We start from the raw sequence: 21,399 nt of genomic DNA, 5'->3' as shown, positions 1-21,399 counted from the left end.
AAATGAAGAATTACGATTTGGAAAAACGTCGCCTCGTGCTTAGTGCGGTTGCAATAGGTATCGTGGTGATATACATCATACGTCTTTTTGCTCTTCAGATAGCCAGTGACGACTATCGGAAGAGTGCAGACTCTAATGCTTTTTTGAAGAAAATTGAGTTCCCGTCACGTGGAAGTATCACGGACAGGAAGGGCAAGCTGTTGGTTTATAACCAGCCGGCTTATGACATCATGGTCGTAACCAACGAGATGGCTGGGCATCTTGACACGCTTGAGTTCTGCAAGGCTCTGAACATAACCAAGGCTGACTTCATCAACCGAATGGTCAATCTCAAGGACAGGAACAAGAATCCAGGTTATTCCCGGTTTACACAACAGCTATTCCTGAGCCAGTTGAGCGACAAGGATTTCAGTGCTTTCCAGGAGAAACTCTATCGTTTTCCTGGCTTTTATATACAGAAACGAAGTGTCCGCCAGTATCAGCGACCTATCGCAGCACATGTCCTTGGAGATGTGGCTGAGGTGAGTCAGAGCGATGTTGAGGAGGATGACTACTATCAGCCGGGTGATTATATCGGAAAGATGGGCGTTGAGCGTGAGTATGAGAAGGACTTGCGTGGGGTAAAGGGCGTGCAGATTCTTCTGCGTGATGCCCACGGACAGATACAGGGTCGCTACCAGAATGGTAAGTATGACCAGCGTCCACATCCCGGACGTGACGTCCAGCTCGGTATTGATGCCGACCTTCAGGAACTTGGTGAACGGTTGATGGAAGGTAAACTCGGTGCGGTCGTTGCCATCGAACCTAAGACAGGACAGGTTCTGGCGATGGTTTCTTCACCTACTTTCGACCCCCGCTCCATGATTGGAAAGATGCGTGGGAAGTACCAGCATGACATGACGCTTGACCCAGCCAAGCCTTTGCTCAATCGTGCCATTATGGGACAGTACCCTCCGGGTTCAACCTTCAAGACAGGACAGGCTGTAACTTATTACACTGAAGGAATAGTCTCTGACTCTACGCGTTACCCCTGTCATCATGGATTCAACTTCAAGGGGCTTCATGTAGGTTGTCACTCACATGGCGCTCCTATCGCCCTGGTGCCATCAATCAGTACCTCTTGTAACAGTTACTTCTGTTGGGGACTTTATCACATGCTTTCCAATCGTAAGAAGTATAAGACTTTGGAGGATGCGATGGACGTATGGCGTGACTACATGGTGTCAATGGGATTTGGTTATAAACTGGGTATTGACCTGCCAGGCGAGAAGCGTGGTATGATTCCAAATGCAAAGTTCTATGACAATGCTTTCAAGAAATGGAACCCGTTATCGGTCATTTCCATTTCTATCGGACAGGGTGAGGTGAACCTTACACCGTTGCAGATTGCCAACCTCGGTGCTACGATTGCCAATCGTGGTTATTATATAACACCGCATGTGGTGCGTCATGTTCAGGGAAAGAAACTCGATAAGAAGTATCTGGAGCAGCACCGTACAAAGGGAAGTGTCAGGTCTTATCAGGAGGTTGTAGCCGGTATGGTGTCGTCAGTGCGTGGTGGAACATGTGCGCATGCTGTACACCCAGGTTATTCACTGGCTGGTAAGACGGGTACAGCACAGAACCGCGGTAAGGACCACTCTGTGTTTATGGGCTTCGCTCCTGTCGATACTCCCAAGATTGCCATTGCCGTCTATGTTGAGAACGGTGGTTTTGGTGCTGAATTTGGTGTGCCTATCGGCTCGTTGATGATAGAGCAGTATATCAATGGAATGCTGACAGATGGCGACGCTGCCAGGGCTACAGCCATTCAGAAACGCCATATTTCTTATCCGTTCAAGCGTCCGATGTCTCGCACAGACTCCCTCCGTCTCGATTCTATCAAGCGTGTGAATATCATCAGAGACTCGCTGAAGAAGGTCAGAGAGAAGCAGGACCAGGCTGAAGCTGAGCGTGTGAAGGAGGCGCAGGCAAGGAAGGATGCTGAAGAAAAGGAAAAGAAGAGGCAGCCTCAGAACGAGCCTGCCATCCGTGTGGAACCGGAGAAACTAATCAAGCCGGAGAAGAAAGCAAAGGATAAGGGAGGCGACAAGAAGGAAAAAGAGAAAGAAAAGAACAAAGATACACGTAAGGAAAATAAAGAAAAACCTAAGGTTAAGGAAAAACCTAAGGAGCAGCCTAAGGGCAAACCAAAGGAACAACCCAAAGCAAAGCCTAAAGAGCAGGTGAAGGAAAAGCCCAAGGAGCAACCAAAGGTTAAACCTAAGGAGCAAGTAAAAAATAAACCAAAGGAACAACCCAAAGAGAAATCAAAGGTTCAAACAAAAGACAAACAAAAAAGCAAGGAGACAGTAAAGCGTGCCAAGTAACTATACAGCAGACAAACAGCCGGGTGTACTTCGTTCATTGGACTGGTGGACGATAGGTATTTATATTGCGCTGCTCACCTTCGGGTGGGTGAGCGTCTGCGGTGCAAGTTACACTTACGGTGACACTGAAATCTTCTCGCTTTCAACCCGTTCGGGTATGCAGATTGTCTGGATTGGTACCTCCATCTGTCTGGGCTTCGTACTGCTGATGATGGACGACCGTTTCTATGACACCTTTGCTTACGTCATCTATGGACTCCTGGTGCTGCTGCTCTTCGCCACCATCTTCAATCCGCATACGATTAAGGGTTCACGGTCGTGGCTTGTGCTGGGTCCCTTGCGCCTGCAGCCTGCCGAGTTTGCCAAGTTTGCAACAGCACTGGCGATAGCCAAGTTTATGTCGGCATACGGTTTCACCATCAAGAACTGGAAGCATTTTGCAGGTGCCTGTGGAATCATTTTCCTGCCGATGCTGTGCATTGTCGGACAGCGCGAGACAGGTTCGGCTTTGGTCTACTTCTCTTTCTTCCTCATGCTTTATCGTGAGGGAATGTCAGGTGCATTCCTTTTCACAGGATTGGCAATGGTCGTTTATTTCGTAGTCGGAATCAAGTATGAGGAAGTATTGCTGTGGGACACACCCACGTCCTTGGGTAAGTTTGTCGTCCTTTTGCTGGTTCAGATATTCTCATCGGCAATGGTGTGGGTGTATGTGGGCGATAAGTCGAAGACACGCCTGCTGCTTGCCTACGTCTTTGGCTTTACTGCGCTTGCCCTTCTTTTTTCCGAGTTTGTCATCCCGTTTGATATAGTCTGGGTTCAGTTGGTTTTGTCGGCATGTGTCATAGGCTACTTGGTTTATAATGCGATGAATACTCGCTTTGCCAACTACTTTTATATAGCATTGTTTGCCTTGGGCTCAATTGCCTTTTTCTATTCGGCAGACTATGTGCTGAACGATGTTATGCAGCCACACCAGCGTGTGCGTATCAACGTTCTTTTAGGATTGGATGAAGATCTTGCCGGCGCAGGTTATAATGTGCATCAGAGTGAGATTGCCATCGGCTCAGGTGGATTGCAGGGTAAAGGGTTTCTGAATGGTACGCAGACCAAACTGAAGTTTGTGCCTGAACAGGATACCGACTTTATCTTCTGCACCGTAGGCGAGGAGGAGGGCTTCCTCGGTTCAGCTTCGGTTCTTGTACTCTTCCTCTTTCTTATTCTCCGACTGATGTACCTTGCTGACCGGCAACCCTTTAAGTTCGGGCGAGTCTATGGGTATTGTGTTGCGGGAATCTTCCTATTCCACGTCTTTATTAACGTCGGAATGGTACTTGGTCTGACACCTGTTATCGGTATTCCGTTACCTTTCTTCAGTTACGGAGGTTCCTCCCTTTGGGGCTTTACCTTGCTCCTCTTTATCTTCCTCCGCATTGATGCTGGACGTAATCTTATTCGTCAGTAGGGAATAAGATTACGCTTGCCATGTTTCCCTTTTATAAGAATGTTTTTTATAAAAGTTTTTATGTCGTGAAGTATCTGACTGTTTCCTTTTTTATTTCAATAACTGGTGGCGTTTTCCTATACTTTGTAAGTTGGAAAAATCCTTACATAAATTCTTTCTATTCAGCCTAAAGTATGGGGGTAAACAGTCTTTTTTGTCGCATTTGCAACTCTCGTATAATCAGTATGTTATAGAATTATGCAGGAATAGGTGCTTAGTTAGGCTTCAACTAAGCCTTAGTTAGGATGCAACTAAGGCTCTTTTGCACCTCAATTAAGACTTAATTGAAGTCTAATTAAGTATCAATACGGTCTTGATAAGTAAAATTTCCCAACAAAGTTACCGCTTGTATTCTTCAAAAGTGGAGATTTGCAGAAGGGAAATAGCAAAGTGTAGTAGAGCGGTTAGAACCCAATGTCGGTGCTTCAGTTGTAAATATAGTGTTGCATAAGTTTGGAGTTGCGATTTCTCCCGTTAGAACAAATCTTTGTCGTAATTAGTATGAAGGCTACTTCAAGACTCCTGTATATAGAGGTTGAAGTAGCCTTCTTTAGGAGTATTTACTACTTATGAAAATCAGATATATTTACTTCTTGAGAAGTCTGACACCGATGTCACTGATACCAGGGAGTGACTCACGGCTCATGATATGATGTATCTTAACCTGCATAGAGTCATTTCGATTAAGATGGAAAGACGTTATCGCTTGACGTATTTCAGTGCTTGTAATACCTTTCTGTCCTACCAATATCCCCTTGTCGTTAATAATCTCGCAATTAACGGTGTCATTATAAGTCTTTTCTCGCTTTTTACGTTGTCTATAAAAGATGACTTTCCGCTCAATAATCATACTTATATTGCGGTAAGGATAAGTCTGTGCAGCACGCAGGCAGAGGTCTAACTGATAGCTGCCTTCCCACTGACGAGGAACATCAAAAGTAAGCGTATCTTTACGTGACCAACCTTGTAGTGACACACTTTTATATTGGTCGTAAGTGCGAGGATCACTACATGAAGCAACACCCATGGCGATGACCATGAGTGTTATGATATAAAATAAGGTGGAAACCTTATGTTTCATTCTTATGTTCTTTCTGTTTGCTGAGGCTGTCTGCCTTCGTTTCGTCTGTTTGGATTTTCTCCTTCGTTCTGTTGTTGTGCCGGACGAGGACCGTTGTAAGGACGACGATTGCCATTCTGTGGGCGACGGTTGTCGTTTGGCTGTCGGTAGTTGTCCTGTCCGTCACGCTGGTTGCGACGGTTGTCACGCTGTGGTCTGCCACCTTGCTGTCCGTTGTTGTTGCGTGGCTGGTTGTTCTTCCTGCGCTTCTTTGCCTTGTCAAAGCGGCTGAGGTCAGCTCCAGCAAGCAGGTCGACAGGCTTCTTGGCAGGTTTTGCTTTGCCATCTTCGAGGAGTGAAAGCGGCTTTTCCCCACGTCGGTTCAGTTCGATAATCTCCTTTGCACGCTCAGCACTGATTGTCTCGAGGTTCGCTGCGAGATTCTTGTCAGTGGAGTAGGTGCACTGACCACTGAGAATGTCGGTCTTGAAGAGATGGTATTCGCCATCCATTGTCTCCAGCAGGACCTCCTTGCTCGGCAGTTTCCGTCCAGCCTCCATGTAGTCATCGACCTCGTAGTTAAGACAGCACTTCAGCTTGGCACACATACCTGCCAGTTTAGTTGGATTGAGTGAGATGTCCTGAATACGGGCAGCAGTGGTTGAAACACTTGAAAAGTTCTTCATCCATGTGGCACAGCAGAGTTCCCTACCACATGGACCAGTACCGCCAATGCGTCCTGCTTCCTGTCGTGCACCAATCTGTTTCATTTCAATTCGCACGTGGAAGGCTGCAGCGAGGTCCTTGATGAGCTGACGGAAGTCGACACGCTCGTCGGCAATGTAGTAAAAGATGGCTTTGTTTCCATCGCCCTGATACTCCACGTCGCCAATCTTCATCTTCAGACCTAAGCCCTTTGCAATCTGTCGGCTCTCAATCATCGTGGCGTGTTCACGTGCCTTTGCCTCGTGATACTTCTGCATGTCAACTTCCTTTGCAAGGCGGTAGACACGTTTGATGTCGTCCGGTGACTTTACACATGACGATTTCTTTATCTGCAACTTGACGAGTCGTCCGGTCAGAGTGACTACTCCGATGTCATGTCCGGGGTTAGCTTCTACTGCCACGACATCACCTTTCTTCAAGTCAAGGTTATTGACATTGTGATAGTATCCCTTACGTGTATTCTTGAACTGAACTTCGACAAGGTCGGTTGTCTGGTCATTATCTGGCACGTCAGCCAGCCAGTCAAAGGTGTTCAGCTGGCGGTCTTGTCTGCCACTGCCTTTGTGGCATAAGCCTCGGTCGCAACCATGCCAGACCTTGAATTTCATATCTTTGTAATCCATTGATTGTATTCTTTTTGTTTATATATATATTGGCAGCCTCCTGGTTTCCTCTGAGAGAGGAAGGGGTAGGCTGTGATAAGCAATGATAAGTTATATTATATAGGTTCATACATATAACTTGTCAACTTGTTAACTTGTCAACTCGTTTACTTCTTCAGCAGCAGTACGATGAGCTTCAATGCCATGTCATAAAAGACAATCTTAGCGTTTGCATTCTGCCCGATGTCACGACTTGCATGCTGGAAAAGCTCGTTTATTTCAATGACGTTTGCCTCGTTGATGAAGCGTGCAAAGTTCTTCGCAAAGTTCTCTTCCTCCAAAGTCATGTAGTTGAGTTCGGGGGTTCGGAAGTTGAACATGAAGTTTTCACGCACCTGCTGTTGGAAATAAGTGAGCATGCGGCGCTCTTTTTCACGTCCATATCCAGCTACAACCTCACTCCAACGTTTAAGATCTTTCACGTTACGGAGGTAACAAAGGCGCATGAGCATTTGGAACATGTTGAGGAATTCACGGTTTTCATTGCCAGAGTCTAACGATTCCAATGCCTTCAACCAACTGCCGTGAGCAATGCGGGCAATGCGATGTGCCGCATCAGTGTCAATGCCTCTCCGACTGATGAGTGCTTGCTCAATGGCTTCATCTTCGATGCGTTTCACGTCAATGCGCTGTGTACGGCTGATGATGGTTTCAAGCAGTTTCTCTGGCTCTTCGCACACCATGAGGAATACAGTGCCCTGCGGTGGCTCCTCCAATAGCTTCAACAGCTTGTTGGCAGAGGTGAGATTCATTCGTTCCGGCAGCCAGATAATGGATACCTTATAGCCTCCCTGACTTGATTTCAAAGCCAGTACACGTGACAACTCGTCGCTCTCTGCACCCGTGATGATAGCCTGCTGCGTGGTAGCTCCCATCTGTTTCATCCATTGGTTCATGGTGAAATAAGACCCTTTCATGATGAGTTCGTGCCATTCCTTTGCAAAATCGCTGCTCAGGGGCTGGTGCTCACTGCTCATACTTGGGAGCTTGATGGTGGGGTAAGAGAAGTGAAGGTCGGGATGTTCCCAGTTCCGAATCATGGCACGGGCATTGGAAACGGCTGGCGAAGCAGCTTCTTCCGCTTCATCACCAGCAAGCAGATAGCTGGCAAAAGCCATTGCAAGTGCCATTTTACCAGTCCCCTCAGGACCGCAGAAGAGCAAAGCATGGGGCAGACGGTCTTCCTTCACCATCTGCATGAGCCGTTCCTTGGCAGCTTCCTGTCCTATAACTTCTGAAAAGTTCATCTTCTCTTGTTCTGTATTTAAGTTGTTGTACTGCTTGTGGAAAGCGTTTCTACATCAGTTGTCTCATTGCTTCATGTACACTGCTTACAGCTGAAACGGTATGGAAATGTACATTGTTGAAACCATGTGCACAGAGGTCTTTCACCTGCTTTGCACCCCATACTGTGCCCGACAGACGTGCCTCTTCGTCCAACTTGCACTGATGCGTCATTTCTGCAAGTACTTCCGAGGTGTTGCAGCGGAATGTCTTTGGAATAACATTCAGCTGTGCCTGCTTGGCAAAAGGCTTGACGGGTTCGTCAGTAAAGGTTCCTTTGTTGAATATGGTTGACCTGTTCGGAATGCTTCTCGCCCGTTTCATTGTTCAGCAGTTGCTTTATATCTGTTATGTTGTTGTGCATTTGGCTACAAAGTTAGTAAATAAATGTGAGAAAAGCAGACTTCTTGAAAAGTAAAAAGCGTTAGAAAATAAAAAAGAAAATGCCCTTGTGTCCCTGCATAAAGTAGTAATGTGAGTAAGGGAATAGGTGTGTTCAAGTGTATTATTAAGTAGATGTATGTCCCATGAAAGGGGTATATTGCATGTAGAGTTGATAATATTTTGATTTACTACTAATTAATATGAAAAGAATCTTTATGGCTGTTATTGCCTTGACAATGGCTGTAAATCTGATGGCTGGCGGCTTCGTGAAAGTGAAGGACGGACGCTTTGTCCGTGATGGAAAACCCTACTATTATGTGGGAGCAAACTTCTGGTATGGAGCCATACTTGGCTCAGAGGGACCGGGTGGGAACCGTGCCCGACTTCGTCGTGAACTTGATGCGCTGCAACAGCTGGGTATAGACAATCTCCGTATCTTGGTCGGTGCGGATGGTTTGCCGGGTGTTGAGGACAAGGTTGAACCTGTTTTGCAGCCTCGTCCGGGTGTGTATAATGACTCAATCCTCGCAGGATTAGACTATCTGCTGACGGAGATGAGCAAGAGGAAGATGCTTGCCGTGCTCTATCTTACCAACTCCTGGGAGTGGAGTGGGGGCTATGGTGCTTATCTGGAATGGGCGGATGAAGGTCCGGCTTTGATACCCCGCAGGGACGGATATGGTGCTTATACGAAGTATGCAAGCAAGTTTGCTTCCTGTCAGAAGGCACATTTGATGTTCTATGAGCATATACGTTTCATCCTCAGTCGTACAAACAGATACACGGGGATGAAGTATGTTGACGACCCGACCATCATGTCATGGCAGATCTGCAATGAACCGCGTGCCTTCTCAGTTGAGGCTTTGCCGGAGTTTGAGAAGTGGCTTTCAGAGGCGACGGCACTTGTCCGAAGCCTTGACCAGAACCATCTGGTCAGCCTTGGAAGTGAAGGTGCGTTCGGTTGTGAGCGTGATTTTGGCAGCTTCGAGCGTATCTGTGCGGACAAGAATGTTGATTATTGCAATATTCATATATGGCCCTATAACTGGCAGTGGGCAAGAAAGACGCATCTGAAGGAAGACATCAAGGCAAGTTGTGAGCACACCCAAGACTACATAAACCGTCACCTTGCAGTCTGCAAGCGTGTCGGAAAGCCGCTTGTGCTTGAGGAATTCGGCTATCCCCGTGATGGTTTCTCATTCTCATTGAAGAGTACAACGAAGGCGCGCGATGCTTATTATAAGTATGTCATGGATGCTGTGGCAGAGAATGCAGCGAAAGGCGGATTCCTTGTAGGTTGCAACTTCTGGGGCTGGGGTGGCTTTGCAAAGCCCAGTCACGAACGTTGGCAGGCAGGAGACGACTTTATGTGCGACCCGGCACATGAGCCGCAGGGCTTCTACAGTGTGTTTGCATCAGACAAGTCAACACTGAAGATTATTCAGAAGCAGGTGAAACGTATGTCCGAAATCAAGTAACGTTGTGTCTGGGAGCTGTCGTTTTTCTGCTGCAAAGCTATGGATTATGTTTCATGAACCTGTCCTTGCCAATAGCTTCTTGTGGCTCTGAATGTCGGGACAGCGATGCCGTTATGTAAAGATAATTCCTCGGTTATAATTTTACTGACGCTTAATAGCGTCCTGATTAAGCCTTAATTGATGTTCAATCAGTGCTTAATTGAAGCCTTAAAGGTGCTTAGTTGCAATGCAATTAAGCACCTTTTCTTTTGCCATTTTGTAATCACTTGATTTCCTGTTGGTTGTGATGCCGGTCTGAAAGCCTGTTTTTGAGGTTTACAAATTTGGTTACTTTATTTTTTTTGTAAGTATATTTCGCAGTCTGTTTTTACATGATACGACAATAGATGGCGGAATGTCTTTCCCCGTTTTTGGAAGGAGGTGGGTGATACTTCTTTCTTCTTCCCCTATAATCTTTGGTCATGTACGGAATAAAGTGTAACTTTGCAGCATGGATGGAGTCATGTGTTGGCTTCATCATCGATAAGTTTGAAACATCAAAAAAGCAATAAAGAAATGGAAATGTTCAAGTTCAATCCTCTTTTAAAATCAATTCTCTGGGGTGGAGAAAAGATAGTACCTTTCAAGCATCTGACCTCTGATCAGCAGCAGGTGGGCGAAAGCTGGGAAATATCCGGTGTGAAGGACAACGAAAGTGTTGTGTCTGACGGCGAGTACAAAGGCTGGACGCTGAATAAACTTGTTGACACGTTGAAGGATAAGCTGGTAGGTAAGGAGAACTATGCACGCTTCGGCAATGAGTTCCCACTGCTCGTTAAGTTTATTGACGCACGTGAGCAGCTTTCTATTCAGGTTCATCCAACTGACGAGCAGGCACAGGCACAGGGCTTGGGTCGTGGCAAGACAGAGATGTGGTATGTGATGGAAAGTGATGCTGATGCTTCTCTTCGCAGCGGTTTGAAGCAGCAGATTACACCGGAGCAGTACAAGGAGATGGTTGAAAATGATACTATCACTGAGGCTTTGTCTGAGTATCCAGTAAAGGAAGGTGACGTGTTCTTCTTGCCAGCAGGTCGCATTCATTCTATCGGTGCAGGCTGTTTCCTGGCAGAGATTCAGGAGACAAGCGACGTGACCTATCGTATCTACGACTTCAAGCGTCAGGATGCTGAGGGCAATTATCGCCAGTTGCATACGAAGGAAGCGGCTGAGTGTATTGATTATACTGTCTATCCAGACTATCGCACACAGTATGTGGCACGTCAGAATGAGCCTGTAGAGCTTGTCAGCTGTCCATATTTCACAACGTCTGTCTATGACCTTACAGAGACGATGACACTTGATTACAGCGATTTGGACTCTTTCGTTATCTTCGTTGGACTCAAGGGTGAGGGTGAGATTACCGACGCTGAGGGCAATACAATCTCTTTCCGTGCAGGTGAGAGTGTACTCCTTCCAGCTACAGCAACAACTGTTAAGGTTTCAGGAACAGTTAAGTTCTTAGAGTCTTACGTTTAAATAGGCACGTTAAAGATTGCTTTAGCTGAGTTATCACGGTGTTGATAAAATGCTAATAGTGGCAGGTTGTATAAAAAAGAGCTCTCCTCTTCACAAGAAAAGGAGAGCTCTTTTTGTTTTATAGAAGTGCTGTCTGGCAATTCCTTTCCTCCTATTAGTTAGTCATTAACGCCTTACTATCTTTATTATAGTGACCTTAATGCCCCTGTTTTCTATCTTCAGTCGATGTGTTAAGGTCAAGCACACATGGTGCTAAGGCTTAACACACATGGTGCTCATGGTAAACACCACTGGTGTCAGTGGTAGATTGCATAAAAAACAGGTCACCTTTTCATGTGAAAAGGTGACCTGTTCTTGTTTTATAGATAGTGTCTTAGTTTATTTTTCATCCTCTTTCTTTTCCCCGGTGACTGCTGCAATGGCTTCTGCTCCAGCCGTGTCGCCCTCCTTGGTGACATATCGTTGCCAGTAAGCTATGATGAGGGTGGTGAGCGGTAAGGCAATGATAAGCCCGATGAAGCCCAGCAAAGCACCCCATACGGAGAGGGAGAGGAGCAGGATGGCTGGGTTCAGTCCCATTGCCTTTCCCATGATTTTTGGTGTTATTACCATATCCATAAGCACCTGTACGATGGCAAATACAGCCAATGCAATACCGAAGATTATCCAGAAGTTCTCTCCCGTATCAGCTGCCTTGAGCAGTGAGAGGAAAGCTGCTGGGATGAGTGCAAAGGTGTGGAGGTAAGGCACAAGGTTGAGAATTCCGATAAGGATTCCCATACCGATAGCCATTGGGAAGTCGATGATGGTAAAGCCGATACAGAAGAGTATGCCCATGCAGAGTGAAACCAATCCTTGTCCGCGGATATAGTTGTTCAGCTCACGCTCTACGTCCTGTGCCAGTTCTGCCCAGAAAGGACGTGCCCTCTTCGGGAAAATCTTTATCCAGTTCTGTGTCAGTATCTCGTAGTCAAGCAGGATAAAGAACATATATAATAAGGTGATACATGAGGCAATGACCGAGATGACGATGCTTGCCGTCTGTCCGATTACTGAGAAAAGTTTCGGCATGGCAGTCTTGATGGCATCGGTGAAGTCAGGACTTTTCAGGAATTTCTCAATCTCCGTGCGGTTCTCCATTATCCATTTCTGTATCATTGTCGCAATGTTGTTGGAGTGAGTGGTCTCATGTAGATAACGGTTGACGATATACATGAACCTGTCAACCTGGTTTATCATTGGCGGAACGATGAAGTAGAAGATGCCGGCGAAGATGGCAGTGACAAATACAAGGGTAATGATAATGCTCAACGCCCTGCCTGGTACGTGAAGTTTGTATTGTACGAATTTCACGATAGGATAGAGGAGGTAGGCAAGCAGCCATGCTATAAAGAAAGGTAAAAGCACCCCCGAGAGAGCATTGATGATAAAGCCGACTGTTATGACGGCAAGTGCAATCAATGTCCAGCGTATGAACTTGTCGAAAGTAATTGTCTGGCGCATAAGCGTATTAATCTTTGTTGTTTTCTTCTTTCTGTGTTGCCTTCTGGTAGCATTCACGGCATAAAGGTTCGTATTCCTGCTGTTCGCCGAGCATGACACGGCGTTCGTCGTCAATGAGGCGATGGCTCACGTAAGCCAATGAGCCGCACTTCACGCAGATGGCATGTACCTTTGTCACCTCGTCGGCAATGGCACAGAGGGCAGGAATAGGTCCGAAAGGAACGCCTTTGTAGTCCATGTCAAGTCCGGCAATGATGACACGGATGCCGTTGTTAGCCAGCTGGTTGCAGACGGCAGTAAGTCCTTCGTCCAGAAACTGTGCCTCGTCAATGCCCACGACATCAATGTCGGATGCAAGAAGAAGGATGTTGCCGGACGAGTCAATAGGTGTGGAATGAATAGTGTTCTGGTCATGGCTGACTACATCCTCATCCGAGTAGCGTGTGTCAATGGAAGGTTTGAATATCTCCACCTTCTGTTTTGCAAACTTTGCTCGTTTCATACGTCGGATGAGTTCTTCGGTCTTGCCAGAGAACATACTTCCACAAATTACCTCAATGCGTCCTTGTCGACGTCTTTCACCGTTAAGATTGTCTATCTTTGTCATAATCATTGCAAAGATATATATTTTAGGAAGAATAGGTAAACGTTAAGCGTTAAAAGTTATTGAGGGAGTGTGTTCCGTAGGAAGTTAGTGGGGAGTTAAAGGCTGTCAATAGTCTTTAAACTTGTTTTTATTTGAGGACTAAAGACCGTCAGTTGGGTTTTTGCGGGTGTTCTGTAGGAAACTAAAGACTGTCAATGGGGATTTAATAGGAGTTTAGTTGGTGTTTATAAGGCATTTGGTGGAAATCTGAAGAGTGACGGTATGGCAAATGCCAGTGAGAAATATCATTCAGAAGTGCTGCGTCTTAGCTTTCTGCTTGTCCATAGGGTGGGGTGAAATCCCCTTTTCTTTATAACTTGCTTAGCTTCTATAACTTCTCTTGACTTCATGTAAGCTCCTAAACACGATGTCCCTTTTTCCTTGCAAACGGAAATGATTGTTATGTAAAAAAAGCTAATTTATTTTGTCTTTCTGTTCATTTACTTTACATTTGCAACCTATAATGGGAATACTATATCTCGTACCGACACCAGTTGGAAACATGGAGGACATGACGCTCCGTGCCATCAGAATCCTCAAGGAGGCTGATTTGATTTTGTGTGAAGATACCCGGACATCGGGTATTCTGTTGAAACATTTTGAGATTAAGAACCGACTTATGTCTCATCATAAGTTCAATGAGCATGCAAGCTCTGCTGGCATTGTCAACAGACTGAAGGCTGGAGAGACGGTTGCTCTTATCTCAGATGCGGGAACACCGGGTATCAGCGACCCTGGTTTCTTCCTCGCCCGTGAGGCTGCAGCTAACGGAATAACCGTCCAGACTCTTCCCGGAGCAACGGCTTTCGTGCCTGCACTCGTGTCGAGTGGCTTGCCTTGCGACCGTTTCTGCTTTGAAGGTTTCCTGCCTCAGAAGAAAGGACGCAAGACTCATCTGGAAAGTTTAGCCGAGGAAACACGTACAATGGTCTTCTACGAATCGCCTTACAGGGTAGTGAAGACATTGGAACAGTTCGCAGAAGTGTTCGGTGCCGACCGACAGGTAAGCTGTTGCCGTGAGATTTCAAAGCTGCATGAGGAGAGTGTCCGGGGAACGCTGACGGAGGTAATAGCCCATTTCAAAGAGACAGAGCCACGCGGCGAGTTCGTCATTGTGGTAGCTGGAAAGGAAAGAGTTAAGTCTTCCGACAGGAAGAAACAAACAGATAAAAATTTATAACGTATGAAGAAACTATTATTAATCGCAGTATGTGGAGTACTTACACTGGCATCCTGCAATCAAGACAAGAAATCGGCTCTTAATCCAGACGAGATAAAAAGTGATTCATTGCGCAATATCATCAGTGCCCGAGATAATGAGATTAATGACCTGATGGGTACGCTGAACGATATTCAGCAGGGATTTGCTGCCATCAATGAGGCAGAGAACCGTGTGACCATTGCGAAGGATGGTGAGCGTACTAACAAGGCAGAACAGGTCAAGGAGAATATCCAGTTTATTGCCCAGCGCATGCAGGAAAACCGTGAACTCATCAAGAAACTGCAGCAGCAGTTGCGCGAGACGGGCTTCAAGGGTGATGCAATGAAGGAGACTCTCGGCAGACTGACCACTCAATTGAGGATCAAGGAGTCAGAATTGAAGCAGTTGCGTGCTGAACTGGAGTCGAAGAATATCCATATCAAGGAGCTTGATGAGACCATCTCCGGACTGAATACGGATGTTGTCAATCTGAAGACTGACAAGGAGAAACTTACTACAGAGAAGGAAAATCTTACCAAAGAGAAAGAGAATCTCCAGACGGAGAACGTCCAGAAGACTGAAACCATCAATACGCAGGACAAGCAGTTGAATACCGGATGGTATGTGTTCGGTACAAAGAGCGAGCTGAAGGCACAGCGTATCCTTGAGAACGGAAAGGTTTTGCAGGGAGCTTTCAACAAGGGTTACTTCACCAAGATTGATATTCGTGTCAGCAAGGAAATCAAGCTCTACAGCAAGAGTGCTCATCTGTTGACGGCTCATCCGGGCAACAGTTACACGCTGTCAACTGATACAAACGGACAGTATGTCCTCCGTATCACAGATCCGCAGACCTTCTGGAGCACAAGCAAATATCTGGTTATCCAGGTTCGATAATCATCAGACGCGAAATCTAAAAAGGCATTCTCATAGCGAGAATGCCTTTTTTCATGTCTTGTAAAGCCAAAACTATGTGATATGCCTGATACCTGTCAGGATTGATATGGTGCTTATAAGCATATAATGGAATCGCTACTATTTCTTTCTTTATCAATAGGAGCGAGGACTGTATAACCGTTTGTGTCTTCTGAAATATCCTTACATTTTTCTGTACTTTTCTTGTTTGAAACAGGGATAAAACAGCTTTTGTATTCGAGTTGGTAACTGTCATGAAATCAGTTGGTTGTAAGGGTGTGTAGAAAAAGGTGCTTAGTTGGGTTTCAGTTAAGCCTTAGTCAGACTCCAATTAAGCACCTTTTGGATGTCAATCAGTGCCTGATTAGAGTGCAATTCATCGTCTGATGAGTTTTCTTGAGATGAAAATATACGACAAAAGCCATATCAGAAGTCCTGTTGGAGGACTGTCTGATATGGCTTTGTTTATGTCAAGGGCAGGTTTACAGCAATGCCTTGAACTTCTCGTTGAGAACCTCCTTTGACGCTGCACCAACAAACTTGTCGACCAGTTCGCCGTTCTTGAAGAAGAGGATAGTCGGAATGTTGCGCACGCCGAAGTCGATGGCTACATCGTCATTCTCCTCAACATCACACTTACCAACAACTATCTTGCCGTCATATTCCTCAGCAAGTTCTGAGATGATAGGACCGATCATTTTGCAAGGACCGCACCATGTTGCCCACAAATCAACTACCAATGGCAACTCGCCATTCTTGTAAGTCTCTAAATTCTCGGTTGTAATTACTACTTCCATGTCTGTTTGTTTTTATGATTCTGTTTAATGTTACTTCTGTTCTTGTACTAATGACAAACACTGTGCCACTTTCTGATTAATTGATATGGAACTCCATCTTCTCATTGGCTGTGATGAAGTCAATCAGTTTGCGGTCAACGTTCACACCTCTGTTACGGCTTCTCAGCATCACTGTCGTGTTGTCAGGTGTGCGCAGCTGTATATAGAGCTGCGTGTTTCCTTCATGTTCTTCCACGACCGTTGACAACTCTGATACCAAAGCCTCGTCCATCGCTGAGGCGTCGACTGATATGGTGAACTTCTCCAGACGGTGTGCCTTCACGTCGTAGAGCTGTTCAACATTCTGCACCTTCAGCTCCAGCATCGTTGGGTTGTTGCGGTAACGGGGCTGGCACTTTGCCGTTATATATATGGTATAGTTCATCTTCAAGAGGTTGTTCCATCGTGCCCAGTCGTCACCGAAGAGTGCAAGCTCGCCAGTTCCTTCAAAGTCTTCTATCGTGACAAAGCCAAACGGTTTTCCTGTCTTCTGCGAGAAACGCTCGTTGACAGCGGTGACGATACCGCCGAATGTTACTTCGTCAATCTTTGACAGTTCTGTCATGTCAGTGTTGCGCCCAATATTGGAACAATGGGTATTGCACATGTTGTTCAGCACAATACTGTATTCGTCAAGCGGATGGGCAGACAGATAGATACCTACCAGTTCACGCTCTTTGTTCAGTTTCTCTATTGCCGGCCACTTCTCAGCCTTCGGTGCAACAGGATGAACTACATCGACAGCATCCATGCCTCCGAAGAGAGAGTTCTGCAGTTGTGCTTTCTCCGACTGGAAAAGCTGACCATAACGGACGATGGTGTCCAGGAACAAGTCGCCCTTTCCAGTGACAGCAAAGTACTGTTCACGCTGCAGACCGAAGCTGTCGAAACCGCCACTGTAAGCCAGACTTTCAAATGCCTTGCGGTTCACGTTGCTGAGGTCGACACGTTCGGCAAAGTCATATATATCCTTGTAAGGACCGTTCTCCTCGCGTTCACGCACAATGCTTTCTGCCGCACTGGCACCCATTCCCTTGATAGCAGAGAGTCCGAAGCGGATTTCACCGTTCTTGTTCACACCAAAGCCTATCTGACTCTCGTTGACATCAGGACCGAGGGTTGCAATCTTCAGTGCCTTACACTCCTCCATCAGCTTCGTGATTTCGGTAATCTGACTGAAGCGTCGTGTCATCAAGGCAGCCATGTATTCGGCAGGATAATGCGCCTTCATGTAAGCCGTCTGGTAAGCCACCCATGAGTAGCAGGTGGCATGCGACTTGTTGAAAGCATAGCTGGCGAACTTCTCCCAGTCGCTCCATATCTTCTCAAGAATCTGCGGGTCGTGTCCGTTTTCCTGTCCCTGCTTGATGAACTTAGGCTTCATCTTGTCAACGATGGCTTTCTTCTTCTTACCCATCGCCTTACGAAGTGCATCACTCTCGCCGCGGGTGAAGTTCGCCAGCTGTCGGCTCAAGAGCATCACCTGCTCCTGATAGACGGTGATTCCGTATGTATCCTTGAGGTATTTCTCCATGCAAGGGATGTCATACTTCACCAGTGCTGGGTCGTGCTTACGCTTGATAAAGTCGGGAATGTAGTCCATCGGTCCCGGACGATAGAGCGCATTCATGGCAATGAGGTCTTCAAACACAGTTGGATGAAGCTCACGCAGGTACTTCTGCATACCAGCCGATTCAAACTGGAACGTACCGACAGTCTGCCCACGTTGATAGAGCTGATAAGTCAGTTCGTCATCAATAGGGATTTTCTCAAGGTCAATAATGTCGCCTCTTGTCTGCTTAACAACTTTGCAGGCCTCCTTCAACTCGGAGAGAGTCTTCAATCCGAGGAAGTCCATCTTGATAAGACCAGTCGACTCGATCACGTGTCCGTCATACTGCGTGACAGGCACTTTCTTTTCCGGGAAGTCCGGGTCAGTTGCCGTAGAAACCGGCACCCAGTCGTCAATTGGGTTACGGCAGATGATGAATCCACAGGCATGGATACCCGTTCCACGCACCGTCCCCTCCAGCATCTTGGCATATTTAATCGTGTTACGTTCCCTTATGTCCTCGCTTACCTCAGCATCCTGCAGCTGTGGTGTACACTTGATGGCATTTGTCAGGTTCATCTTCATGCCGTCAGGAAGGCGTTCTGGAATAGCCTTGCAAAGGGCGTTTGATACGTCCAGAGGCAGTTTTTCCACACGGGCAACATCCTTGATGGAATTCTTCGTTGCCATGGTTGAATAGGTAATGATATGTGCACAGTTCTCGTGTCCGTACTTATCCATTACCCACTGCAGCACCCGTCCGCGTCCGTCATCATCGAAGTCGGTATCAATATCAGGGAGATTGACACGGTCGGGGTTAAGGAAACGCTCAAAAAGCAGGTCATACTTCAAGGGGTCAATCAGCGTGATTCCAAGGCAATAAGCCACAACAGAGCCCGCTGCAGATCCGCGACCCGGACCCACCATTACGCCTAATTCCTCTCTTGCTGCATTGATAAAGTCCTGTACTATAAGGAAGTAACCGGGGAAACCCATCGTCTTCATTACGTGCAACTCAAAGCGGATGCGGCTTTCAACCTCATCCGACAGTGGCTCACCATACAGCTTTTTAGCACCGTCATAGGCTAATTTAGCAAGGTAATCAGCCTCGAACTTGATGCGATATATCTTCTCATAGCCGCCCAGACGTTCGATAACTTTCTTCCCCTCTTCGTTAGAAAGCGGGTTCTCACCGTTCTCGTCGGTCGTGAATTCCTTGTATAAATCCTCCTCGCTGAACTTCTTTTCCCACTCTTCTTCCGTTCCGAAGTCCTCTGGAATGGGGAAGAAAGGCATGATAGGACCATGGTCAATACTGTAGGTTTCCACCTTGTCAAGAATCTCCAATGTGTTCGTCATTGCCTCTGGGATGTCCGAGAAGATTTCATTCATCTCTGCTTGCGTCTTGAACCACTCCTGCTTGGAGTAGCGCATACGCTTCGGGTCATCCAAGTCTTCATTCGTTGAGAGGCAGAGTAAGTGGTCATGTGCCTCGGCAGTTTCCTTGTCTTCAAAGTGACAGTCATTGGTACAAACTACCTTGATACCGTATTCCTTGGCAAACTGAAGCAGTACCTTGTTGGCTTTCTGCTGCAAGGGATAAGCCTCACGGTTTGCCATCAGTGTCGGGTCCTTCACCTCATGGCGTTGCAGTTCAAGATAGTAATCATCCCCGAATACACGGTGATACCATTCGCAAGCCTCCCTTGCACCTTCAATGTCATCGTGGATAATCTTGTTCGGAACCTCTCCTGCAATACAAGCCGTGCACACGATCAGTCCTTCATGATACTTCTCAAGCTGTTCACGGTCCGTACGGGGACGATAGTAATAACCGTCCACCCATGCGTTGGAAACAAGTTTGATGAGGTTCTTATATCCTTGATAATTCTTCGCTAATACTATAAGGTGGTAGCCTGAATTATCCCGCATGCTCTTGTCTTTGTCGTGCATTGTGCGACGAGCTACGTACATCTCGCAGCCAAATATAGGTTTGAAAGGCTCTTCGCCTTTCTCTTTTCTGCCCTTGTTGACCTTGGCACAATAGTCAGAGAACTCCTTTATGCCGAACATCACACCATGGTCAGTGATAGCCATACCCCTCATTCCGTCAGCAACAGCCTTGTCAACCAGACGGGTAACCTTCGATTGACCATCAAGAATAGAATAATTGGTGTGGACATGTAAATGTACGTAATCTTCCATTGAACTTATGCGTTTTTGAGCTGTAAAGTTACTATGAAAAGGCGACATGACAAAAGAATGAGAGTGAAAATTTGTGGAAATGACAAAAAAGGAGTACCTTTGCAACAAAACAAACACGTCGTTTATCGACCATGGGAAAAATAAAAAAGAAACTCAAAAAGATTAGAATTCATCGCGAAGGTACGAACACGTTGCTCTACGGAGGTATTTGTCTTGGTCTTATCGCTTTGATTCTTTGGTTTGCAGTTCCGTCAAAGATACCATTTTGGATTTTTGCAGTTGTATTCGGTACCGTCTATGGTATAGTGCTTAACTTCTATCGGTGTCCTATCCGCTATTTTGGCAGTGAGGATACTGACGGCATTGTCGTGGCCCCAGCTGACGGGCATGTCGTCGTGATAGAAGAAGTGGACGAAAACGACTATTTCCACGATCGCCGGTTGATGATTTCCATCTTCATGAGTCTGTGGAACGTTCATGCCAACTGGTTCCCTATTGATGGTGTAGTAAAGTCAGTGAAGCATTTCGACGGAAACTTCCATAAGGCGTGGCTTCCTAAAGCCAGTGAGGAGAACGAACATGCTGACACGATAATCACAACTCCTGACGGTACAGACATTCTCTGCCGTCAGATTGCAGGTGCAATGGCACGTCGTATCGTGACATACGCCAAGGAAGGTGAGGATTGTTATATTGATGAGCACCTTGGCTTTATCAAGTTGGGAAGTCGTGTGGACATCTTCCTTCCTGTAGGTTCTGAGGTCTGTGTCAAGATGGGGCAGTCAACTACAGGTGACCAGACCGTCATTGCCAAGCTGAAGCCTGATAATTAAACTGTAAAGATGAAGAAACATATCCCTAACAGCATCACCTGTTGCAACCTCATTTCGGGCTGCATCGCTACTTACTTTGCCTTTAACGGTAAAGCGGAGATGGCATTGCTGTGGATTGTCATAGGAGCCGTGTTCGACTTCTTTGATGGAATGATAGCACGACTGCTGCACGTCAGCTCACCTATCGGTAAGGAGCTTGACTCTCTGGCGGATGATATTACTTTCGGAGTGGCACCTTCAACCATCATTTTTTCACAGCTGCAGAATATGGCTTATCCCACATTCTTGGAGCCTTTGTGCGGCTATCTGCCATTTGCAGCATTCATTATGGCTGCATTTTCGGCACTTCGTCTTGCCAAGTTCAACCTTGACGAGCGACAGGCATTGGGTTTCATTGGCTTGCCAACTCCAGCCAATGCACTTTTCTGGGGATCACTTCTTGTGGGATTCGGTAAAGAACTGCAAGGGTACTCTTGGGGATTATACCTCATATTGGCAGGAATTCTTATCAGTTCATGGCTGCTTGTGTCAGAGATTCCGATGTTTGCACTGAAGTTCAAGCAATGGGGCTGGAAGGGCAATGAGGTAAAGTATATCTTCCTCCTCACTTGTATTCCTCTGATTGTTATTTTCGGTATCTCGTCATTTGCTATCATCATCGCATGGTATGTGATACTATCGGCTATTGTAAAACAGTCTCCTGTACAGAAGTAAGGGACACAA

16 protein-coding genes are annotated in these 21,399 nt (G+C 46.4%); 8 read left to right on the top strand and 8 right to left on the bottom strand.

What is annotated here, in order from left to right; translation table 11 throughout:
- The first annotated feature begins 2 nt into the window (after nucleotides 1–2).
- Together mrdA and rodA are read left to right on the top strand one after the other, a co-directional pair.
- The gene (gene mrdA / locus ADJ77_RS04230; protein WP_025077537.1) at nucleotides 3–2,369 is read left to right on the top strand and encodes a penicillin-binding protein 2; all 2,367 of its coding nucleotides are present in this window, start codon (nucleotides 3–5) and stop codon (nucleotides 2,367–2,369) included.
- Nucleotides 2,359–3,834, top strand: coding sequence for a rod shape-determining protein RodA (gene rodA, locus ADJ77_RS04225; protein WP_025077538.1), 1,476 nt, complete (start codon nucleotides 2,359–2,361; stop codon nucleotides 3,832–3,834). The genes mrdA and rodA overlap by 11 nt, the downstream gene beginning before the upstream one ends.
- A gap of 625 nt (nucleotides 3,835–4,459) precedes the next feature.
- On the opposite strand, the gene ADJ77_RS04220 is transcribed toward rodA, so the two are convergent.
- From ADJ77_RS04220 to ADJ77_RS04205, 4 genes are all read right to left on the bottom strand, one after another.
- On the bottom strand, nucleotides 4,460–4,954 hold the full coding sequence (locus ADJ77_RS04220; protein WP_025077539.1) for a gliding motility lipoprotein GldH: 495 nt from the start codon (nucleotides 4,952–4,954) through the stop codon (nucleotides 4,460–4,462).
- Nucleotides 4,955–4,956: 2 nt separating this feature from the next.
- Nucleotides 4,957–6,282, bottom strand: coding sequence for a PSP1 domain-containing protein (gene ricT / locus ADJ77_RS04215; protein WP_050696057.1), 1,326 nt, complete (start codon nucleotides 6,280–6,282; stop codon nucleotides 4,957–4,959).
- Nucleotides 6,283–6,428: 146 nt separating this feature from the next.
- Nucleotides 6,429–7,568 (bottom strand): DNA polymerase III subunit, encoded by a 1,140-nt coding sequence (locus ADJ77_RS04210; RefSeq protein ID WP_025077540.1) that lies wholly within the window; start codon nucleotides 7,566–7,568, stop codon nucleotides 6,429–6,431.
- A 49-nt stretch (nucleotides 7,569–7,617) separates the two neighbouring features.
- Nucleotides 7,618–7,929 (bottom strand): hypothetical protein, encoded by a 312-nt coding sequence (locus ADJ77_RS04205; protein ID WP_025077541.1) that lies wholly within the window; start codon nucleotides 7,927–7,929, stop codon nucleotides 7,618–7,620.
- Between the two features lie 260 nt (nucleotides 7,930–8,189).
- Between ADJ77_RS04205 and ADJ77_RS04200 the strand changes: the two genes are divergently transcribed.
- Together ADJ77_RS04200 and ADJ77_RS04195 are read left to right on the top strand one after the other, a co-directional pair.
- The gene (locus ADJ77_RS04200) at nucleotides 8,190–9,467 is read left to right on the top strand and encodes a glycoside hydrolase 5 family protein (RefSeq protein WP_025077542.1); all 1,278 of its coding nucleotides are present in this window, start codon (nucleotides 8,190–8,192) and stop codon (nucleotides 9,465–9,467) included.
- A 555-nt stretch (nucleotides 9,468–10,022) separates the two neighbouring features.
- Nucleotides 10,023–10,985, top strand: a complete 963-nt coding sequence (locus ADJ77_RS04195; RefSeq protein WP_050696056.1) for a type I phosphomannose isomerase catalytic subunit — start codon at nucleotides 10,023–10,025, stop codon at nucleotides 10,983–10,985.
- A gap of 378 nt (nucleotides 10,986–11,363) precedes the next feature.
- Here the strand turns inward: ADJ77_RS04195 and ADJ77_RS04190 are convergent, their stop codons facing one another.
- Together ADJ77_RS04190 and ADJ77_RS04185 are read right to left on the bottom strand one after the other, a co-directional pair.
- Nucleotides 11,364–12,488, bottom strand: a complete 1,125-nt coding sequence (locus tag ADJ77_RS04190; protein WP_025077543.1) for an AI-2E family transporter — start codon at nucleotides 12,486–12,488, stop codon at nucleotides 11,364–11,366.
- Between the two features lie 7 nt (nucleotides 12,489–12,495).
- Nucleotides 12,496–13,095 carry a thymidine kinase gene (locus ADJ77_RS04185; RefSeq protein ID WP_025077544.1) on the bottom strand — a complete coding sequence of 200 codons (600 nt, stop codon included), beginning with the start codon at nucleotides 13,093–13,095 and terminating at the stop codon, nucleotides 12,496–12,498.
- 502 nt (nucleotides 13,096–13,597) lie between these two features.
- Here ADJ77_RS04185 and rsmI point away from each other — a divergent pair.
- Both rsmI and ADJ77_RS04175 read left to right on the top strand, forming a co-directional pair.
- The gene (rsmI, locus tag ADJ77_RS04180) at nucleotides 13,598–14,314 is read left to right on the top strand and encodes a 16S rRNA (cytidine(1402)-2'-O)-methyltransferase (protein WP_025077545.1); all 717 of its coding nucleotides are present in this window, start codon (nucleotides 13,598–13,600) and stop codon (nucleotides 14,312–14,314) included.
- Nucleotides 14,315–14,317: 3 nt separating this feature from the next.
- Nucleotides 14,318–15,232: a Cbp1 family collagen-binding glycoprotein adhesin gene (locus tag ADJ77_RS04175; RefSeq protein ID WP_025077546.1), complete on the top strand. Its 915-nt coding sequence runs from the start codon at nucleotides 14,318–14,320 to the stop codon at nucleotides 15,230–15,232.
- A gap of 500 nt (nucleotides 15,233–15,732) precedes the next feature.
- On the opposite strand, the gene trxA is transcribed toward ADJ77_RS04175, so the two are convergent.
- Nucleotides 15,733–16,047, bottom strand: coding sequence for a thioredoxin (trxA, locus tag ADJ77_RS04165; RefSeq protein WP_025077548.1), 315 nt, complete (start codon nucleotides 16,045–16,047; stop codon nucleotides 15,733–15,735).
- A 76-nt stretch (nucleotides 16,048–16,123) separates the two neighbouring features.
- Nucleotides 16,124–19,843 carry a DNA polymerase III subunit alpha gene (gene dnaE / locus ADJ77_RS04160; protein WP_050696055.1) on the bottom strand — a complete coding sequence of 1,240 codons (3,720 nt, stop codon included), beginning with the start codon at nucleotides 19,841–19,843 and terminating at the stop codon, nucleotides 16,124–16,126.
- Between the two features lie 131 nt (nucleotides 19,844–19,974).
- Here dnaE and ADJ77_RS04155 point away from each other — a divergent pair, with 131 nt between their 5' ends.
- Together ADJ77_RS04155 and pssA are read left to right on the top strand one after the other, a co-directional pair.
- On the top strand, nucleotides 19,975–20,676 hold the full coding sequence (locus ADJ77_RS04155) for a phosphatidylserine decarboxylase family protein (protein WP_025077549.1): 702 nt from the start codon (nucleotides 19,975–19,977) through the stop codon (nucleotides 20,674–20,676).
- A 9-nt stretch (nucleotides 20,677–20,685) separates the two neighbouring features.
- Nucleotides 20,686–21,390, top strand: a complete 705-nt coding sequence (gene pssA / locus ADJ77_RS04150) for a CDP-diacylglycerol--serine O-phosphatidyltransferase (RefSeq protein WP_025077550.1) — start codon at nucleotides 20,686–20,688, stop codon at nucleotides 21,388–21,390.
- Nucleotides 21,391–21,399: the final 9 nt, after the last annotated feature.

Source organism: Prevotella fusca JCM 17724, from assembly GCF_001262015.1.
In the GTDB taxonomy this organism is placed as follows: Bacteria; Bacteroidota; Bacteroidia; order Bacteroidales; family Bacteroidaceae; genus Prevotella; species Prevotella fusca.
This window is presented reverse-complemented; position numbering and strand designations above follow the sequence as displayed.

What these genes read in the sequence shown, in the direction of transcription:
- rsmI (WP_025077545.1), top strand. Translation starts at nt 13,598, where the DNA reads ATGGGAATACTATATCTCGTACCGACACCAGTTGGAAACATGGAGGAC.
- trxA (WP_025077548.1), bottom strand. Translation starts at nt 16,047, where the DNA reads ATGGAAGTAGTAATTACAACCGAGAATTTAGAGACTTACAAGAATGGC.
- ADJ77_RS04220 (WP_025077539.1), bottom strand. Translation starts at nt 4,954, where the DNA reads ATGAAACATAAGGTTTCCACCTTATTTTATATCATAACACTCATGGTC.
- ADJ77_RS04195 (WP_050696056.1), top strand. Translation starts at nt 10,023, where the DNA reads ATGGAAATGTTCAAGTTCAATCCTCTTTTAAAATCAATTCTCTGGGGT.
- ADJ77_RS04155 (WP_025077549.1), top strand. Translation starts at nt 19,975, where the DNA reads ATGGGAAAAATAAAAAAGAAACTCAAAAAGATTAGAATTCATCGCGAA.
- ADJ77_RS04205 (WP_025077541.1), bottom strand. Translation starts at nt 7,929, where the DNA reads ATGAAACGGGCGAGAAGCATTCCGAACAGGTCAACCATATTCAACAAA.
- ADJ77_RS04200 (WP_025077542.1), top strand. Translation starts at nt 8,190, where the DNA reads ATGAAAAGAATCTTTATGGCTGTTATTGCCTTGACAATGGCTGTAAAT.
- ADJ77_RS04210 (WP_025077540.1), bottom strand. Translation starts at nt 7,568, where the DNA reads ATGAACTTTTCAGAAGTTATAGGACAGGAAGCTGCCAAGGAACGGCTC.
- mrdA (WP_025077537.1), top strand. Translation starts at nt 3, where the DNA reads ATGAAGAATTACGATTTGGAAAAACGTCGCCTCGTGCTTAGTGCGGTT.
- ADJ77_RS04175 (WP_025077546.1), top strand. Translation starts at nt 14,318, where the DNA reads ATGAAGAAACTATTATTAATCGCAGTATGTGGAGTACTTACACTGGCA.
- ADJ77_RS04185 (WP_025077544.1), bottom strand. Translation starts at nt 13,095, where the DNA reads ATGACAAAGATAGACAATCTTAACGGTGAAAGACGTCGACAAGGACGC.
- dnaE (WP_050696055.1), bottom strand. Translation starts at nt 19,843, where the DNA reads ATGGAAGATTACGTACATTTACATGTCCACACCAATTATTCTATTCTT.
- pssA (WP_025077550.1), top strand. Translation starts at nt 20,686, where the DNA reads ATGAAGAAACATATCCCTAACAGCATCACCTGTTGCAACCTCATTTCG.
- ricT (WP_050696057.1), bottom strand. Translation starts at nt 6,282, where the DNA reads ATGGATTACAAAGATATGAAATTCAAGGTCTGGCATGGTTGCGACCGA.
- ADJ77_RS04190 (WP_025077543.1), bottom strand. Translation starts at nt 12,488, where the DNA reads ATGCGCCAGACAATTACTTTCGACAAGTTCATACGCTGGACATTGATT.